The sequence below is a fragment of the Pseudoalteromonas maricaloris genome (assembly GCF_024746855.1).
Taxonomy (GTDB): domain Bacteria; phylum Pseudomonadota; class Gammaproteobacteria; order Enterobacterales; family Alteromonadaceae; genus Pseudoalteromonas; species Pseudoalteromonas maricaloris.
Genome location: NZ_CP024625.1, coordinates 3,295,854 through 3,313,132, shown reverse-complemented (window position 1 = coordinate 3,313,132; position 17,279 = coordinate 3,295,854). Strand labels below are relative to the sequence as shown.

Here is a 17,279-nt window from a genome sequence, read left to right as displayed (position 1 = left end):
CACGCGTAATGTTAGGTTATGGTGTTGAACCACTCCACTGCGGCAGCTATCCAAATTAACGAGCTAATTAATAATGTCAGCGTAACGGCCGCTGATGCCATATCTTTTGCACGACCAGATAGTAAGTGATGCTCTGTACTCACTCGATCTGTCAGTGCTTCGATTGCCGAGTTGATGAGTTCTATGACCAATATCAACAGTACACTACCGACCAATAAGGCCCACTGAGCAATACTTTGCGCCAATATGATTGATAAAGGAAGACTTGCCACCAGTAACCACGTTTCTTGTCTAAATGCCGACTCTTCTTTATAAGCCGCTTTCATTCCTTTCGCTGAGCAATGCGTTGCTTTGATTATTCGCGCAAGCCCTGTGCCATTTGGTTTGTTGGTATCCGTTGTCTTGATCTTTATCGACATATTAGCGATCCCGCGTTGGTAGTATTCAATGGGGCGTTATTATACGAAGATCTACTCAGTTCGACAGTGCTAAATTGTAAGAATCTTTGGTCCAACAGAGGGCATTTAAAACCGTACTAAAATATGTTGGTTGGTTATTAGATATAACCAAGTGTTTGAAGCCTGATTTTTTATAATACATGACACTTAATGACTCTAAGCGTTACACTATGAGAAGTATCAGTATTATCGGAAGTTCGTCACATGAGACATGAGATTTGGAATAAGTTACGCGAAGAGGCCAATGAGTTGGTTGCTCGCGAACCATTACTTGCTAGTCACGTTTACTCGAGTATTTTAAATCACGAGTGTCTTGGTTCTGCATTAAGCTTTATCGTTGCGAATAAGCTAGCGGATGCGGTGGTGTCAGCATTTACAATTCGCGAGCTGTTCGATCAAGCCTTTGTGCACTGCGACACCATGCTGACTCATGTTGCACATGATATAAAAGCCGTTAAAGATCGCGACCCAGCTGCCGATAGTTATCTCAACGTAATTTTAAATCTGAAAGGTTTTCATGCAATCCAAGCACATCGATTGGCATACTGCTTATGGCGTCAAGACAGAAAAGAGCTGGCTCGCTTTATACAGAGCAGAACCTCTGAAGTATTCGGTGTTGACATCCATCCTGCTTGTAAAGTCGGTCATGGTATTATGTTTGACCATGCGACTGGTATAGTCATTGGTGAAACCGCGGTTATTGAAGATAATGTTTCTATCCTGCAATCAGTCACACTTGGTGGTACGGGTAACGAGCAGGGTGACCGTCACCCGAAAATCCGCGCCGGTGTATTGATTGGTGCTGGTGCCAAAGTACTTGGCAACATTGAAGTAGGAGAGGGCGCTCGAATTGGGGCAGGTTCTGTTGTACTCAGCCCTGTAGCACCGCACACTACTGTAGTGGGGATCCCAGCTAAGGTGGTTGGTAAGCCATCATGCCCATGTCCTGCAGAGAGTATGAACCAAAACTTCCTAGAAGACGATGATAGGCTCGAAAATGAGTCTATCACTTCAGCGATGTTGTAAAGTTATTAGATTAAAAATGGGGAAATCGCTTCCCCATTTTTATATCCGCTTACTGGGTTGCTTTTACCATAGACACTACCTCCCCATCAGCCAGTTGCGTAATTATCGGCTTTTCTGGGTTCACATCCGCCACTGACTTAATCACTTTATCTTCCTGCTTGGCAATACTATAGCCCCGAGCTAACACTGCCAGTGGACTGACGCTATCTAGTTTTGCGCTTGATACCGCGAGTTGATGTCTTTGTGTGTTAAGCTTTTGCTCCATTGCATACTGCAACTTATCACCGAGTTGTGCGACCAGTTGTTTGAACTGAGCAATTCTTTGCTCTGGATGTAATCGATCAAATCTATGTTGCAGCAGATGGAATTGCGATTGCTTTTGACGTAAATGATGGGCTTGAGCACGAATTAATCGCTGTTCTAATTCATCAACTCGCTGTGTTTGCTGCATAAGTTGATTCTTAGGGTGTTGTAACTGCAGTCGGGCTTCAAAATTTGCCAAACGCTGTGATGCACCTTCAAGGCGACGTTTAAAAGCTTGATTGAGATATTGTAGTAACTGCGAAGTACGTTGTTTTAACGCTTCTGAGTCTGGGCTCACTAATTCGGCGGCCGCCGATGGAGTTGGCGCTCTGACATCTGCAACATAGTCGGAAATGGTAGTATCTATTTCATGGCCCACTGCGCTTATCACCGGAATTGAGCTGGCAAAAATAGCCCTTGCGACTGATTCTTCGTTAAAGCTCCATAAGTCTTCTAATGAGCCGCCACCTCTGCCAACGATCAATACGTCTACCTCGCGTCTTGCATTCGCTTGAGCGATTTGTTTGCAAATCTGCTGTTTGGCGTCATCGCCTTGCACTAGGGCCGGATAAATAACGACCTGTAACTGCGGGGCACGGCGTTTGAGTACGGTCAAAATATCCTTGATGGCAGCGCCTGTCGCTGAGGTGACGACCCCCACGCGATTGATGACACTTGGCAAAGGCTTTTTGTGACTAGCTGAAAACAGGCCTTCTGCGGCCAGCTGCATTTTGAGGGCATCAAATTGCTGCTTGAGCAAACCTTCACCGGCAGGGGCCATTTGCTCGACTATCAGTTGATAGTCGCCTCGTGGCTCATACACTGACACTCTAGCTTGTACCATTACTTGCTGACCATTGGCAGGGCGGTGGTTACAGTAACGATTATTACCTCGCCACATGGCCGCTTTTATCTGTGCTTTGTCATCTTTTAGAGAAAAATACCAATGCCCTGAGGCCGGAGCAACAAAGTTTGAAATTTCTCCAGTAAGTTGTACAGAGGCAAAACCTTGTTCTAAGAGCGAGCGTATTTCTCTGTTAAGTCTTGATACAGAATAGGTTTTATTATTATTGGGGTATCCCATGTTGGCCTCCATAAAAAATTCACAGTCACTTTATCACATTTTTTGCTAAATTTTATTTACTCCCATAAGGAACGCTGATAAAATTCGCACGCAATTCCTTATACTCAGTTCACTTGAGAGAAGCCGCGAACATGCTAAGAATTGCAAAAGAAGCCCTTACCTTTGACGACGTACTTTTAGTACCAGCTCATTCAACTGTTCTTCCTCACACAGCAAACCTGAAAACGCGTTTGACTCGTGGGATTGAATTAAACTTACCGCTTGTTTCCGCTTCAATGGATACAGTGACAGAAGCGCGCTTAGCGATCGCTCTGGCACAAGAAGGTGGTATTGGTTTTATCCACAAAAACATGACTATCGAAGAGCAAGCTCGCAACGTACGTAAAGTTAAGACGTATGAAGCGGGTATTATCTCTTTCCCTGTGACGGTTACTTCTGATCTTACGATTGCAGAAGCAATGGAGCTTGCACAGGACAAAGGGTTCTCAGGTTTCCCGGTTGTTGGTGCAAACAACCAACTTGAAGGCATTGTAACTAGCCGTGATATGCGTTTCGAAACTAAGCTAGAAAAAGCAGTTTCAACGGTCATGACTAAGAAAGATGACTTAGTGACAGTAAAAGAAGGCGCATCTCGTGAAGAGATCCTTGGCCTAATGCACGAACACCGTATCGAAAAAATCTTAGTGGTTGATGATGCATTTGCACTAAAAGGCATGATCACTGTTAAGGATTACCAAAAAGCGCAAGATAAACCAAACGCATGTAAAGATGAGCAAGGCCGTCTTCGTGTTGGTGCTGCTGTTGGTGTTGGTGCTGGTACTGATGAGCGTATTGCTGCTTTAGTTGAAGCGGGTGTTGATGTACTACTAATCGATACTTCTCACGGCCATTCTCAAGGTGTTATTGACCGTGTTAAAGCAACACGTGAAGTATATCCAGAACTACAAATCGTTGCAGGTAACGTCGCAACAGCTGAAGGTGCAATTGCATTGGCTGATGCTGGTGCAGATGCCGTTAAAGTGGGGATCGGCCCAGGCTCTATCTGTACTACTCGTATCGTTACGGGTTGTGGTGTACCACAAATTACAGCTATCTCTGATGCAGTAGAAGGCCTAAAAGGCCGTGATATTCCAGTGATTGCTGACGGTGGTATCCGTTTCTCTGGCGATATCGTGAAGGCGCTAGTTGCTGGTGCTTCATGCGTAATGGTAGGTTCAATGCTGGCGGGTACTGAAGAGTCTCCTGGTGAAGTTGAACTATACCAAGGCCGTTACTACAAGTCTTACCGTGGTATGGGTTCTCTTGGTGCGATGAACCAAAAAGAAGGTTCGTCTGACCGTTACTTCCAGAAGAGCGATGCTGCTGACAAACTAGTACCTGAAGGTATCGAAGGTCGCGTAGCATACAAAGGACCAATCGCAACGATTATCCATCAGCAAATCGGTGGTATTCGCAGTGCAATGGGTCTAACAGGTTGTGCAACTATCACTGAATTAAATACTAAGCCGCAGTTTGTTCGTGTGACTTCTGCGGGTATGGGTGAGTCTCACGTACATGACGTGCAGATCACCAAAGAGGCGCCTAACTACCGTATGGGTTAAGCCTCAAGGCGTGTTTCTGGGCTAGCAAGTTGCTAGCCCTTATTACTTTTGATAGAGACGCAATGCGGCTTTATCCTGTTTAGTTCCTAACTAACGAGATTATCAATGAGCAAAGATATCCACGATTCCCGAATTTTGATCTTAGACTTTGGTTCGCAATACACTCAGCTAATTGCACGTCGTGTACGTGAAATTGGTGTTTACTGTGAACTTTGGGCTTGGGATGTGACAGAAGAGCAAATCCGTGAGTTCAATCCTCAAGGTATCATTCTATCAGGTGGCCCAGAGTCAACAACGCTTGAAGGTAGCCCAAAAGCACCAGATTACGTATTCGAAGCCGGTGTGCCTGTACTGGGTATCTGTTATGGTATGCAGACGATGGCAATGCAGCTTGGTGGTCAGGTACATAGCTCAGATAAAAAAGAATTCGGCTACGCAAAAGTAGAGAAAGTAGGTGACTGTAAGCTATTTGAAGCGATTGAAGATCACATCGAAGATGGTGCAGGTTACCTAGACGTGTGGATGAGCCATGGCGATAAAGTAGCTAAAATTCCAGATACATTCAAAACTTCAGCGAAAACGGATACTTGCCCTCATGCGGCAATGTCTTGGGAAGAAAAGCGTTTCTACGGTGTACAGTTCCACCCTGAAGTAACGCACACTCAGCAAGGTTTGCGTTTACTAGAGCGCTTTGCAATTGATATCTGTGGTTGTGAAAAACTATGGACGCCTGAGCAAATCATTGAAGATGCAATTGAGCGTATCAAAGAGAAAGTAGGGGATGATGAAGTTATCCTTGGGTTATCTGGTGGTGTTGATTCATCAGTGGTTGCAATGCTTATTCACCGTGCGATTGGCGACAAACTAACCTGTGTATTTGTTGATAATGGCCTACTACGCTTGAATGAAGGCCAGCAAGTAATGGATATGTTCGGTGATAAGTTTGGTCTGAACATCATCAAGGTAGAAGCTGAAGAGCGTTTCCTTAACGCGCTTAACGGTTTAAATGACCCTGAAGACAAACGTAAAGCAATTGGTCACACCTTTATTGAAGTATTCGATGAGCAAGCCAGCCAGCGCGTAAACGCGAAATGGCTAGCGCAGGGTACAATTTACCCTGATGTTATCGAATCGGCAGCATCTAAAACAGGTAAAGCGCATGTGATCAAATCTCACCACAATGTGGGTGGATTACCTGAAGATATGGAGCTTGGTCTGGTTGAGCCACTACGTGAACTATTTAAAGATGAAGTTCGCAAGATTGGTCTAGAGCTTGGCCTACCGTATGACATGCTTTATCGTCACCCGTTCCCAGGTCCAGGTCTTGGTGTTCGTGTACTTGGCGAAATCAAGAAAGAATACTGTGACTTACTGCGCCGTGCTGACGCTATCTTCATTGAAGAGCTACATAAAGCGGACCTATACCACAAAGTATCTCAAGCATTCGCTGTGTTCCTACCGGTACGCTCTGTTGGCGTGATGGGCGATGCACGTAAATACGATTGGGTGATCTCACTACGTTGTGTTGAAACTATCGACTTTATGACAGCACGTTGGTCGCATTTACCATACGAGCTACTAGGCCACGTTTCAAACCGTATCATCAACGAAATTGATGGTATTTCTCGCGTGGTTTACGATGTATCAGGTAAGCCGCCAGCGACAATTGAGTGGGAATAAGCTTGGTGGTAAAAACCTGACCTAGCTTTCGTTAGATTAAGAAAAGGCCAGTCAGTATTTCTGACTGGCCTTTTTTATGAATTTTTACTTTCCTAAAAACCTTGCGGAGGTATTTGGGTTCTTCGCAGTGATGTTTATAGTGATGCTGGCCTGCTATTTTTTGGAGGCCGTGGGTACACAGCACCTCATTTCACATATATCAAACCGATTATGGTGAAGCTGTAACTTGTTTCTGGACAGAAATGAGTTTGAGCCGAAAGGACGGCTCAGTGCCAGAAGCAGATCTTTAATGCTACTTTTTAAACTACGTTGGTCGGGTAAGTAGCGGAAACACGCCTCCCGACAATGATGATAAGAAAGCCCAACTTACCGCGTTAATGTGTGACCCCATGATTACCTATTGGTTTTTTAGGGACTAAAAACTGCTTGTTTTAGTCAACACACCAACTATATAATTCAATGACTTAAATAAACCTAACTACCGTATATTGAGGCAGCGTATTTTGCGCGTTTAACGCTTTTTCCAATGTATCAGTAGTCGGACAAGGATGCTCGTTTTGCGCTATCTAATTTTATTTTTGACGTTCTCTATCGGATTGCTCAGCCCTTCAACATGTTTTGCTTCTGATGCAGCTAATCAAGCCGCTGTAAAATCTCAAGCAGTAGTAGAGCAAACTTGGCTGATTGGTCAGCTTATTGAGCTGCAAGCGAAAAGCGCAAAACTTGAAGCGACGTTACAGTTACAGAATGTAAGCAGGAGCGATTTAAAAAATGTCGAGGCAGAGCTAAATAGGCTGCAAGTTCAGCTTGTTGAAATGAAAGAAAAGCTAACCGCACAGACTGAAAACCAAGCTAAAGAACTGGCATCTTATGACCGTAGGATTGGCGACGTTAGTTGGAATACCAATATGTGGGGTCTCATTCTGACTGTTTTTGGCGCTATCATTACAGTTGCGGCTATCTTGTTAGGCTTTACGGCTAAAAAACGTGCGGTTGCAGAAGCACAAAAAGAAGCGCAGAAATACATCAAATCAGAAAGTCAGTGTCTTCTTGAAGCACAAGAACAAAATTTCAAAGACGAGCTAAAAAAGTATTCGACTAAGTTTGACGAGCTCCACGGGCAACAAGAAATCCAAGGAAAGCTTATTCATGTGCAAACTATTTTTGATAAAGCACGAGAAGATTTTAATGACAAAAACTACGGATCTGCACTTTTAGCTTTTGAAAAGGTGGTGGGTTATATCGGATCTAATACTGATCCAAGCTTGAAAGATTTCGCCAGCAGAGCGTTATTTGCTAAAGGCCTAGCCCAAGGCAAGCAAAATCAGTCTGAGCAAGCCATCCAAACCTACGATGACTTAATCGCTTACGTTGGTGATGACCAAACGCCGGCTTTGCAAGAGTCGGTTGTGAAGGCCATGCTCAACAAAGGCGTTACGCAAGGCCAGCTAAATCAGTCTGAGCAAGCAATCCAAACCTATAATGACTTAATTGCTTACGTTGGTGACGACCAAACGCCGGCTTTGCGAGAGCAGGTTGTGAAGGCTATGGTCAACAAAGGTGTTACGCAAGACCAGCTAAATCAGTCCGAACAAGCAATCCAAACCTACAATGACTTAATCGCTTACGTTGGTGACGACCAAACGCCGGCTTTGCGAGAGCCGGTTGTGAAGGCCATGTTCAACAAAGGTATTACGCAAGGCCAGCTAAATCAGCCTGAGCAAGCCATCCAAACCTACAATGACTTAATTGCTTACGTTGGTGACGACCAAACGCCGGCTTTGCAAGAGTCGGTTGTGAGGGCCATGCTCAACAAAGGCGTTAGGCAAGGCCAGCTAAATCAGTCTGAGCAAGCCATCCAAACTTACAATGACTTAATTGCTTACGTTGGTGACGACCAAACGCCGGCTTTGCGAGAGCAGGTTGTGAAGGCTATGGTCAACAAAGGTGTTACGCAAGACCAGCTAAATCAGTCCGAACAAGCAATCCAAACCTACAATGACTTAATCGCTTACGTTGGTGACGACCAAACGCCGGCTTTGCGAGAGCCGGTTGTGAAGGCCATGTTCAACAAAGGTATTACGCAAGGCCAGCTAAATCAGCCTGAGCAAGCCATCCAAACCTACAATGACTTAATCGCTTACGTTGGTGACGACCAAACGCCGGCTTTGCGAGAGCAGGTTGTGAAGGCTATGGTCAACAAAGGTGTTACGCAAGACCAGCTAAATCAGTCCGAACAAGCAATCCAAACCTACAATGACTTAATTGCTTACGTTGGTGACGACCAAACGCCGGCTTTGCGAGAGCAGGTTGTGAAGGCTATGGTCAACAAAGGTGTTACGCAAGACCAGCTAAATCAGTCCGAACAAGCAATCCAAACCTACAATGACTTAATCGCTTACGTTGGTGACGACCAAACGCCGGCTTTGCGAGAGCCGGTTGTGAAGGCCATGTTCAACAAAGGTATTACGCAAGGCCAGCTAAATCAGCCTGAGCAAGCCATCCAAACCTACAATGACTTAATCGCTTACGTTGGTGACGACCAAACGCCGGCTTTGCGAGAGCCGGTTGTGAAGGCCATGTTCAACAAAGGTATTACGCAAGGCCAGCTAAATCAGACTGAGCAAGCCATCCAAACCTACAATGACTTAATCGCTTACGTTGGTGACGACCAAACGCCGGCTTTGCGAGAGCAGGTTGTGAAGGCTATGGTCAACAAAGGTATTACGCAAGGCCAGCTAAATCAGTCCGAGCAAGCCATCCAAACCTACAATGACTTAATCGCTTACGTTGGTGACGACCAAACGCCGGCTTTGCGAGAGCAGGTTGCGATGGCTCTTAATCAAGTTGGGTTTACCTTGCTATGCCAGAGTAAGCCACTGATTCAGAAAAGTGAGTTTGACGGTGCTAACATACTCCTCAATCAGGCCTTAGAAAAATTTGAATTGGCGATTCGCGAACATGCCTCTGGTATCTGTATTGGCAACAAGGCATACGCCTTAGCGTTATTAGGTCAACTTGAAGGATCCGAGCAGGTGTTAGCGAAGGCTTTACGCGCAGAAGTGGATGGTGGTGAAACCTTGTACCAAGGAACGCTTGAGGATTTAGATATCCATCCTATAGAACAAGACAAAGTCTTCCGTGAAATCATTGAACAGCAGTGGGTCTTTTATCAGCAAGAGCTTAAAGTTAGCGGCGAATAGATTACCTGAAAGTGAAAGTGGGGTCGTCTCTTGCAGCTTATCGGAAAAATGGAGTCGTCTCTTGCAACTTGCAGCATTGAAAAAAACCTAACAGGCGACACCCTTTCACCCTTTTATCACGCCTGAAAATAAACATAATTTTAGGGGCGCTGGGAGAGTCCAGAGAAGGGTAAGCGGCAGCCCCTCTTTGGTTGCCGTCGCCAATGCGACAAAAAGCTGAGCAATGGAATCATAGTAAATGTTCAATTGCAGTGCTTCTCAATATAAAGACCAGAGATCTTCTATTCGCTCATTTGCGACACTCGACTAGACTCATTTTGGGGCAGAAGCGGGTTTCGGGTTTTGGGTTTTAGCAACAAGAGTCAGTACCGCTTACACTGACCCGATATTGAGGTGGCGTTACTTGCTCGAGGATTTACTCGGCTTTAGGCCTGGAGTGTTTCCTGGCGTTTTTTTGTTGTCACGTCGACGTTGATCTGGCTTGCCAGTCGATTTGGCAATTGGTTTTGGTCCTGGTTTCAAACCCATGATTTGATCCTTTTATTTAACGAGGTTATTCCTCGTTGTGTGATCTTTGAGCAGTATTGATGGTTTTCAAGGTTTGTATGAAAAACAATCAAAAAATATCCTCTAAGTTCTCTGCTGGTAACTCTCGGTTTGACGAACCACTTAAAATGTATGGTGATCAGTTGGAGGCATAAGATACATAGAATTGCCTCGGGTCCGCGACGGCTGAGTATTGAAGAGAAAAAGAGCTTCGTCGTGATATGGCAGAGTCCTCAGCTTGGGCAAAAGCTGAACTAAAACGCCGATGAGCAATAAAAAATCAAAAAAATTCTGTGCATAGTATAGATGATGGTAGCGATAACGAGCGCTTTTCTAACTAGCTGTTATATAGATTTATTTCCTGCTCATTGATATTCGAGTGGGAATAATGACTCTAAAATGAGTTAGCACCCGCTTAAGAAAAGGGCGAATATGATAAATATTCGCCGTTTTGCTTGTTTTAGAAGCAGTTGAATCAAAAAAGTGATTTTTTCACTTTACCTTTCAAAAAAGCGCTTTATAATGCGTCGACATTGCAGGGGCGTAGTTCCAATTGGTAGAACAGCGGTCTCCAAAACCGATGGTTGCGGGTTCGAGTCCTGCCGCCCCTGCCACTTCTTATTTTGCACTTCGCATATTTTCAAAGTAAACTCCCTTAAAAAATTAAGCTGCTTAGCTATGAATCCGATTTACGCAAATATTCTCGATATTGTACCGCTAAAGCTAAATTCTACATTTGCACATCTTGACCCTAACGCTGTTGTTGCTACTGATGTGAATGAGCTTCAGCAAGTCGTTTTACCAGCTGTTTTGTTGCAGGACTTTGAATTGGCAATGGGTAGAAAAATTGAGGTTGTCATGGGCAACACGATTTCACTTGAGAATAACCAATTAAGTTTACCGAGTGCACAACTAAGTACGGCTCAAAAGCGTGAGTTGTGGCAAATAATCTGGAGTCAACAAGATGCAAGTTAAGCAAGGTGGTTTACTGCAATTTCCACTTAATGAGATTATGCAAGTAGAACAAGCTTGTCATGCTTTTCCTTGGAGTGAGAAAACCATGCAGTCTTGCCTTCATGGTCGTTACTTTAATACGGCTATTGTCGATGGTAATATTCTGGTGGGCTTCTACGTTGCAGAGCGTGCGGGCCCAGACTTAACCTTGATGGATATTTGTATTCGTCCTAATTATCAAGGTAAGGGCTACGCGAAGCCATTAATGGAAGATTTGTTAGCGCAAGCAGAGGCTTTGCAGGCAGAAAATATCTTCCTTGAAGTTAGAGCGTCAAACACTACAGCAATCGCGTTATATCATCGCTATGGTTTTGTCGAAATGGGCTTGAGAAAAAACTACTACCCGAGCACTCATGGTCGTGAAGATGCAATGCTAATGGCTTTACCATTAGCCTAAGTGACTATTATCCGTTGGCTGGTCTATTGATAGGGTATAGCGCATAGCCTCAGTGAGCTTAAGCAAATAGTAATGGCGGTTACTGTTTTGTGTTTTTTGCAAACTTGTTTCTAGTTCCCCTGCGGCTTCATGAATATTCATAAAGCCAAAGCAACCCGCGCTGCCTTTGATACTATGTGCCAGTGCCCTTAAAGACTCCCATTCTTGTTTATCGTAAAGCTTTTGCAGCTCAATTAGCTGTGACGGTAGCTTTTCGACATAATTACGACTTATTTGTAAGAACTTTTCGGTTTTTAATAAGGCATCCCATGAAGAGGACTTGTCATTTTGAAGTTCAAGGTACTCTAGTAGCAATTTACCTAGCAATTCTTTATCTATCGGTTTGCCTAGAGTGGCATCACACCCTGCTTTAATATGGTTGTCTATGTCGTGTTTCATTACGTTAGCAGTAAGCGCGATGATTGGTCCATCGTAGGCGGCATGTCTGAGCATTTGCGTTGCTTCTTCACCACCCATGACTGGCATTTGCATATCCATTAAGATCAGTTGATAGTCTTCAACCAGCGCCATCTCAACCGCTTCAGCACCGTTATTAGCAATATCAGGAACTATGCCCCAGTTAGACAGTAGCAGCGTAATAAGCTCTTGGTTATCGGGGTTGTCTTCCGCAACAAGCACTTTGGCATCAAGCTCTTTTACCGCCGCAATATGGGTTTTACCGTTATCCGGCTGTTTTGGTCGCTCAAGTGCGTTTAGCCAAGAGTACGAGCGCTCTTTGAAATTACCAGAGACCTCAACAGAAAATAAGCTTCCTGTGCCTTGTTGGCTTTGAACATGCACGTCACCGCCAAGCAGTTGTGCTAAATTCTTTGAAATACAAAGGCCAAGCCCTGTGCCACCGAAGCGTCGAGTTGTTGTTGTGTCGGCTTGCTCAAAAGGCTTAAATGCGCGCTCTAGCTCATTTTGTGACATGCCAATTCCGGTGTCTTTGATGCTAAAGATAAACTTTTCAGATTCTGGTTTAAATTCCACCTTTAAATGAACGCCACCGTACTCAGTAAATTTCACCGCGTTTGTTGCGATGTTAAGCAAGATTTGTTTTAAGCGAGTAATGTCGGTGTAAAGCTTGTCAGGCAAGGGTAGAATAAATTCTGTGGAAAAGTTCAGTAGTTTTTCATTCGTCATCGGTTCAATGATGGATTCAATATCATTGATGAGTGGCATTACCAAGACCTCTGATTCTTCCACATCCAGCTTTTCAGCCTCAATTTTAGAAAGGTCTAAGATATTATTGATAAGTTCTAAAAGGTGTTTAGAGTTTCTTAAAATTGTGTCTAGGTGCTGTTTTGAGGTTGGAGAATTAGGATGCTGTATAAGCTGCTCGGTAAACCCCATAATAGCAGTCAGCGGGGTACGTATCTCATGACTCATGTTAGCTAAAAAGCGGCTTTTAAGCTGGTTTGCCTGCTCGGCTTCTACAATAGCAACTTCTAGCTTGCTATTGGTTTCTTCTAACTCTTTGGTTCTGTCTTCAACTTTTTCTTCCAAGTGCTCTTTGTAATCCTCAAGCTCTCGCTGAAAGGTACGAATTTGGCCGATCATATGGTTGAAATCTCGGAAAAGGATGCCAACTTCGTCACTGTTATGCTCCGGTAGCGCCACCATTAGGTCACCATCTCCGACTCTATGGCTCGCTTCTCCCAGTAATTCTATGGGGTTGAGCAACAGGTTGCGGACCACGATAAAAATCAAAATGGGCAATGTAACGACAGATAGAATAACGATCAATGCTGTGATCAGACTAATAGTTTTACCAGAGCGATAAAGTAGCGACTTGGGGATCGTTGAAATATAAAAGTAGCCTCCGCTTAGTTGCGCGCTGTAGGTCATCCTTTCCACATTATCAATACTATGAATAACGGTAGAGTCTAATTGGCCAAGGTCAGCAATATAGCCAATTTCTTCTATTTCACTGGCGCTTAAGTAGTGGCCAATGAGGTTCGTATCTGAGCTGAATAACACTTCACCATCAATACTCACTAATAGGTTTAGCGTATTGTCGTACGGTGCTTCGAGAATACTGGTACTTAAAAGAGAAGGAGAGACTTGTACGACGATATAACCTTGTTGTCTAGGTTGCTTGAGTTCGTAATCTACGCTGTAGATTTGCTGGACAAAATACAGCTGTGTACCTGCACTTGAGGCAACCATAAATTGATGTTGGCGCAAGTTACTTTGCATGATCTGTTTGGCGAAAGGGTAGAGGTTTGGCGCTTCACCCAAGTTACTGGAATAAAATGCGGAGCTTCTGCCATTGGGAGATAAAAGATTGATGCTGATAATATCTGGGTAGGCTTCACTATAACTGGCAAATACATCCATCAGTGCACCTAAACGTTTGGTTTTTTCCATCCTTTCAAGGTTGGCCGAATTAAGAAAGTCACTAAGTACTGGAGAGGTTGAGAGCAGTTTTGTTGTTGACTGGTAGATCTCAATATAATTGAACATCTTCTGCTGTTGTTGTTCAACGAAACGACTAACAATGAGCTTGGCTTGTTTTTGCGTTGCACTAGTTACATTCGTGAGCGTAAATCCGCCAAGAAACAGCAAGGGTAATATCACAAGCGGGGTGATATACCAAAGGAGTCGAATACTTAACTTGCTTGTTTTCATGGATAACTAGCTGCCTTGCTACACGAAATCTTAATGACAAAAAAATTAACATGAGTATTAAATCATAAGCGGGGAGAGGTGAATACTCAAGTTTGTCCAATTGCGTCGAAAATACGATAAAAGGTGGGGGGCTAAATAAAAAAGCCTCCATAAAGGAGGCTTTCGGATCGAAATTTTACAGCAGATTAGAAGTTATACTTCATACCTAGTGATAGACGACGACCTTTAACATCGAAGAATTCACCATCATCGTATGTATAAGGTGTACGAGGTGGCTCTTTATCAAACACGTTATTTACACCAACACGTAGTTGTAGATCTTCAACCAAGTAAGTTTTATACATGAAATCTACAGTAGTGTAAGAAGAAACCTCATTGAAGTTGTTATCTTCAGGTGTCCACTCGTTATCTTCAACAGTGCTGTGGCGATAGTTTACTGTTACTACGTATGCAGAATCATCATGCGTGTATAGCGCGCTGAAACGGCCTTTCCAGCGTGGTGCATCATCCGTTTCACCCATGTAGTTACGGAAGTCTTCCGCACGACCAGTTGAGTTTTGGTTATCTTCAATCAAATAAGTCGCAGTTAGTTTAAGTGCAAACTCACCGTTTAATGCGTCAAATTTGTATGCAGATTCAAAGTCCATGCCTTTTTTGGTGATTTGTGCTGCGTTAATTGGACGCGCATAGTAGTTCTCAATTTCACCAGTATCTTTGTTACGAACAAAGTTACTACAGAACGGGTTATCTAGAGAAGATGCTTCGTAGCATAGCTTAATACTGTCGCGACCAAAGTACTCAATTGCACCATCGATTTCAAATGACCAGTAATCAACAGTAAGATCCAAGCCTTCAACAAACTCTGACGTGTAAATTACACCGATAGTGTAGTCATTAGATACTTCGTTTTTCAGCTCAGTATTACCTTGAATGTAACCAGGTAAACTACCACCAGATAACCATTCATCAGAAGGCATCCAACCAGCAGCTAGACCAGCAGCTTGACAGTTGTTGATGATGTTATCTCTGTACTTGTAGTCACTGCTTAACTCTGCAATTGAATCTGCGCGACAAACGTCTGCACGGCCTGAGCTGTAAGTTTTAGAGTTTGGAGTAAACAGGTCACCTAAGTTTGGCGCACGTACCGATTTAGAACGGTTTACACGTACACGTAGTTCGTCAGTCACACCCCAGTTTAGTGCTAGTTTCCAAGCATCGTCACCACCTGTTACAGAGTAATCCATGTAACGGTATGCGCCTTCAAAAGTAAGGTCAGTAGCTAGGAACTCATCCATCAGTAGTGGTACAGAAACCTCTGCTGAGAATTCTTTAACTTCGATTTCGCCATCCATAGGTAGGCTTGAGTTACCTTTAATAAGGCCCTGCTCCATGTTTTCAGATGGACGGATCTTAGCAACTTCACGGCGGTGCTCAGCTGTAAACGCTGCACTTACGTAACCTGCAGGTAATTCAAATAATACACCATCAACCGTTGCACCAAATACTGCTTGGTCGTGTCTTGCAAAACGAGTTGCAGTCGTTGAAATGTAACCTAGTTGTTCCTGAGTTGCGCTTGTTGCACCCATTGGGTTGAATGGTACACAACCTTCACGTGCACCAGTCACGTTACCGTCAGCATCACGGGTAGCACACACAACTTGACCATCGATTAATACAGAGTCAATCGCATTAGCTAGGTTGTTTTTATAAACTTCACCAGTCCACAGCGTGTCTTGTTCGATACGACCGAATTGGAAGTATGTGCTGTAGCTCCAGTCATCGTTAATGATGCCTTCCGCACCAATTGATGAACGGAATACTTCACGCTCTTGGTTGTACTTACGGTCACCCCATAAGTTTTCGTTTGCTTGATAAAGTGTTACAGAGTCTAGACCTGCGTCATCCATCACTTTACCCATGGCATCGTTTACAAATGCGCTATCGCGACGGATTGTGTGTGAGAAGAATGCAGGGCTACTTTCAGTCGTTGCTTCTGTCTTAGAATAAGTCGCATCAAATGTTAGTGCATGTTCATCATTCAGCTCATAAGTACCGTAAAGAGTACCGATCATTCGCTCAAGAGGTGTGCGGAAATAATCTTTATAACCGTGTCTGAAGATAGCATCACCAGGGTTTGCTTCGTCGTACGTGTAACGGCCAGCAGCACGCTTTGAAATAGCTGGGTTAGGATCATCAATTAGACCAAGACCGTAATCGAATGGACGCATTGTACCGTCTTCATCGAAAGTGAAGTGGTGGTTCTCAAACGCTTCACGTGTCTTTGTACCAGTCCAAGCAAAGAAGTCACCACGCTCTGAGTAATAGCCAAGTGCTGTTGGGTGATTAAACTCGATATCAGCAGGAATACCGTCACTACCACCTGTATTTGCAGGGTTAGAGATAGATCTCATGCCGCGCTTGAAGAAGTCACGGTCTAGTTTCGCGTAGCTTTCATTTTTGGTGTAGTTTAAAGAGGTAATGAAAGATAGCTTTTCTAGTTCTTGGCCACCTGTAATAGAGAAGAAATATTCCTCACCACCGCTTTGTTCAGGCTTTACTGTAGACACATCAACTTCTACACCATCGAATGACTTTTTCGTGATGATGTTTACAACACCAGCCACAGCGTCAGCACCGTATACTGCTGCTGCACCACCTGTTGCGATTTCTACGCGCTCAATAATAGAGGTAGGGATGTTGTTTAAATCTACAGCAGTATCACCAACAGAGCCTGGTACAAAACGACGACCATTAACTAGTACCAATGTACGCTCTGAACCTAAACCACGTAGGTCAGTTGTATTTAAGCCTGATGCATAGATATAGCTAGTAGTATTCTCTGGAGATAGGCCAACTGTTGCTTGAGGCATTTCAGCTAAAAGGTCATTTACGTTTGTGATGCCTTGGTTTTCAAGCTCCACACCACCGATAACGGTAACTGGAGTCGGCGAAGTTAGGTTTATACGTTTAATTCGAGAACCTGTAACTTGAATACGCTCTACTGATTTTGCTTCTGTCTGTTCGTTTGCAACAGCTACTGAACTACTTACGGCACCAGCCACTAAAGCAACTTGGATACCTGCGGTAACTAGATTTAACTTCTTCAACATTTTGACCCTTATTTACTTTGTTTATAACGACGATCAACTCTTTCCATACATTTGAAAGAGGAGATATCGCAATATAGGTGCAGCGTTTTTACCATAAACAATTGTTAAATATGGCTTTTGTCTAAATGTGTATGATGTTTATAAAAGGTGTAATATGTGATTTTGTTGTTCCTGTTTTGATTTT

At 43.8% G+C, this 17,279-nt stretch carries 11 protein-coding genes and 1 tRNA gene; 7 read left to right on the top strand and 5 right to left on the bottom strand.

What is annotated here, in order from left to right; all coding sequences use genetic code 11:
• Positions 1 to 11: 11 nt before the first annotated feature.
• On the bottom strand, positions 12 to 419 hold the full coding sequence (locus CTT31_RS14600) for a diacylglycerol kinase (protein WP_010374636.1): 408 nt from the start codon (positions 417 to 419) through the stop codon (positions 12 to 14).
• A gap of 243 nt (positions 420 to 662) precedes the next feature.
• On the opposite strand from CTT31_RS14600, the gene cysE reads away from it, so the two are divergent.
• Positions 663 to 1,484 carry a serine O-acetyltransferase gene (gene cysE / locus CTT31_RS14595; RefSeq protein WP_010607638.1) on the top strand — a complete coding sequence of 274 codons (822 nt, stop codon included), beginning with the start codon at positions 663 to 665 and terminating at the stop codon, positions 1,482 to 1,484.
• Positions 1,485 to 1,533: 49 nt separating this feature from the next.
• On the opposite strand, the gene xseA is transcribed toward cysE, so the two are convergent.
• Complete coding sequence (xseA, locus tag CTT31_RS14590) at positions 1,534 to 2,871, bottom strand: exodeoxyribonuclease VII large subunit (protein ID WP_260491513.1); 1,338 nt, start codon at positions 2,869 to 2,871, stop codon at positions 1,534 to 1,536.
• A 131-nt stretch (positions 2,872 to 3,002) separates the two neighbouring features.
• Here xseA and guaB point away from each other — a divergent pair, with 131 nt between their 5' ends.
• From guaB to CTT31_RS14575, 3 genes are all read left to right on the top strand, one after another.
• Positions 3,003 to 4,472, top strand: coding sequence for an IMP dehydrogenase (gene guaB / locus CTT31_RS14585; protein WP_010374639.1), 1,470 nt, complete (start codon positions 3,003 to 3,005; stop codon positions 4,470 to 4,472).
• Between the two features lie 105 nt (positions 4,473 to 4,577).
• On the top strand, positions 4,578 to 6,152 hold the full coding sequence (guaA, locus tag CTT31_RS14580) for a glutamine-hydrolyzing GMP synthase (RefSeq protein WP_260491512.1): 1,575 nt from the start codon (positions 4,578 to 4,580) through the stop codon (positions 6,150 to 6,152).
• 557 nt (positions 6,153 to 6,709) lie between these two features.
• Entirely contained in the window at positions 6,710 to 9,355 is a 2,646-nt protein-coding gene (locus CTT31_RS14575) for a tetratricopeptide repeat protein (protein WP_260491511.1), read from the top strand.
• Between the two features lie 399 nt (positions 9,356 to 9,754).
• Here CTT31_RS14575 and CTT31_RS14570 read toward each other — a convergent pair whose 3' ends face one another.
• The gene (locus CTT31_RS14570; protein ID WP_258662949.1) at positions 9,755 to 9,883 is read right to left on the bottom strand and encodes a hypothetical protein; all 129 of its coding nucleotides are present in this window, start codon (positions 9,881 to 9,883) and stop codon (positions 9,755 to 9,757) included.
• Between the two features lie 555 nt (positions 9,884 to 10,438).
• Between CTT31_RS14570 and CTT31_RS14565 the strand changes: the two genes are divergently transcribed.
• The 3 genes from CTT31_RS14565 to rimI all read left to right on the top strand — a co-directional run bounded on the left by CTT31_RS14565 (position 10,439) and on the right by rimI (position 11,312).
• Positions 10,439 to 10,515, top strand: a tRNA-Trp gene (locus tag CTT31_RS14565).
• Between the two features lie 64 nt (positions 10,516 to 10,579).
• On the top strand, positions 10,580 to 10,876 hold the full coding sequence (locus CTT31_RS14560; protein WP_260491510.1) for a hypothetical protein: 297 nt from the start codon (positions 10,580 to 10,582) through the stop codon (positions 10,874 to 10,876).
• Complete coding sequence (rimI, locus tag CTT31_RS14555) at positions 10,866 to 11,312, top strand: ribosomal protein S18-alanine N-acetyltransferase (RefSeq protein ID WP_211858508.1); 447 nt, start codon at positions 10,866 to 10,868, stop codon at positions 11,310 to 11,312. Before CTT31_RS14560 ends, rimI begins: the two co-directional genes overlap by 11 nt.
• Here the strand turns inward: rimI and CTT31_RS14550 are convergent.
• Together CTT31_RS14550 and CTT31_RS14545 are read right to left on the bottom strand one after the other, a co-directional pair.
• Positions 11,304 to 13,985: an ATP-binding protein gene (locus CTT31_RS14550; protein ID WP_260491509.1), complete on the bottom strand. Its 2,682-nt coding sequence runs from the start codon at positions 13,983 to 13,985 to the stop codon at positions 11,304 to 11,306. The two genes, rimI and CTT31_RS14550, sit on opposite strands and share 9 nt — an antisense overlap.
• Positions 13,986 to 14,170: 185 nt before the next feature.
• Complete coding sequence (locus tag CTT31_RS14545; protein WP_260491508.1) at positions 14,171 to 17,095, bottom strand: TonB-dependent receptor domain-containing protein; 2,925 nt, start codon at positions 17,093 to 17,095, stop codon at positions 14,171 to 14,173.
• Positions 17,096 to 17,279 lie beyond the last annotated feature (184 nt).

Bases quoted from the DNA above. Each gene is read 5' to 3' on its own strand.
- CTT31_RS14600 (WP_010374636.1), bottom strand. From the start codon at position 419: ATGTCGATAAAGATCAAGACAACGGATACCAACAAACCAAATGGCACA.
- cysE (WP_010607638.1), top strand. From the start codon at position 663: ATGAGACATGAGATTTGGAATAAGTTACGCGAAGAGGCCAATGAGTTG.
- xseA (WP_260491513.1), bottom strand. From the start codon at position 2,871: ATGGGATACCCCAATAATAATAAAACCTATTCTGTATCAAGACTTAAC.
- guaB (WP_010374639.1), top strand. From the start codon at position 3,003: ATGCTAAGAATTGCAAAAGAAGCCCTTACCTTTGACGACGTACTTTTA.
- guaA (WP_260491512.1), top strand. From the start codon at position 4,578: ATGAGCAAAGATATCCACGATTCCCGAATTTTGATCTTAGACTTTGGT.
- CTT31_RS14570 (WP_258662949.1), bottom strand. From the start codon at position 9,883: ATGGGTTTGAAACCAGGACCAAAACCAATTGCCAAATCGACTGGCAAG.
- CTT31_RS14560 (WP_260491510.1), top strand. From the start codon at position 10,580: ATGAATCCGATTTACGCAAATATTCTCGATATTGTACCGCTAAAGCTA.
- rimI (WP_211858508.1), top strand. From the start codon at position 10,866: ATGCAAGTTAAGCAAGGTGGTTTACTGCAATTTCCACTTAATGAGATT.
- CTT31_RS14550 (WP_260491509.1), bottom strand. From the start codon at position 13,985: ATGAAAACAAGCAAGTTAAGTATTCGACTCCTTTGGTATATCACCCCG.
- CTT31_RS14545 (WP_260491508.1), bottom strand. From the start codon at position 17,095: ATGTTGAAGAAGTTAAATCTAGTTACCGCAGGTATCCAAGTTGCTTTA.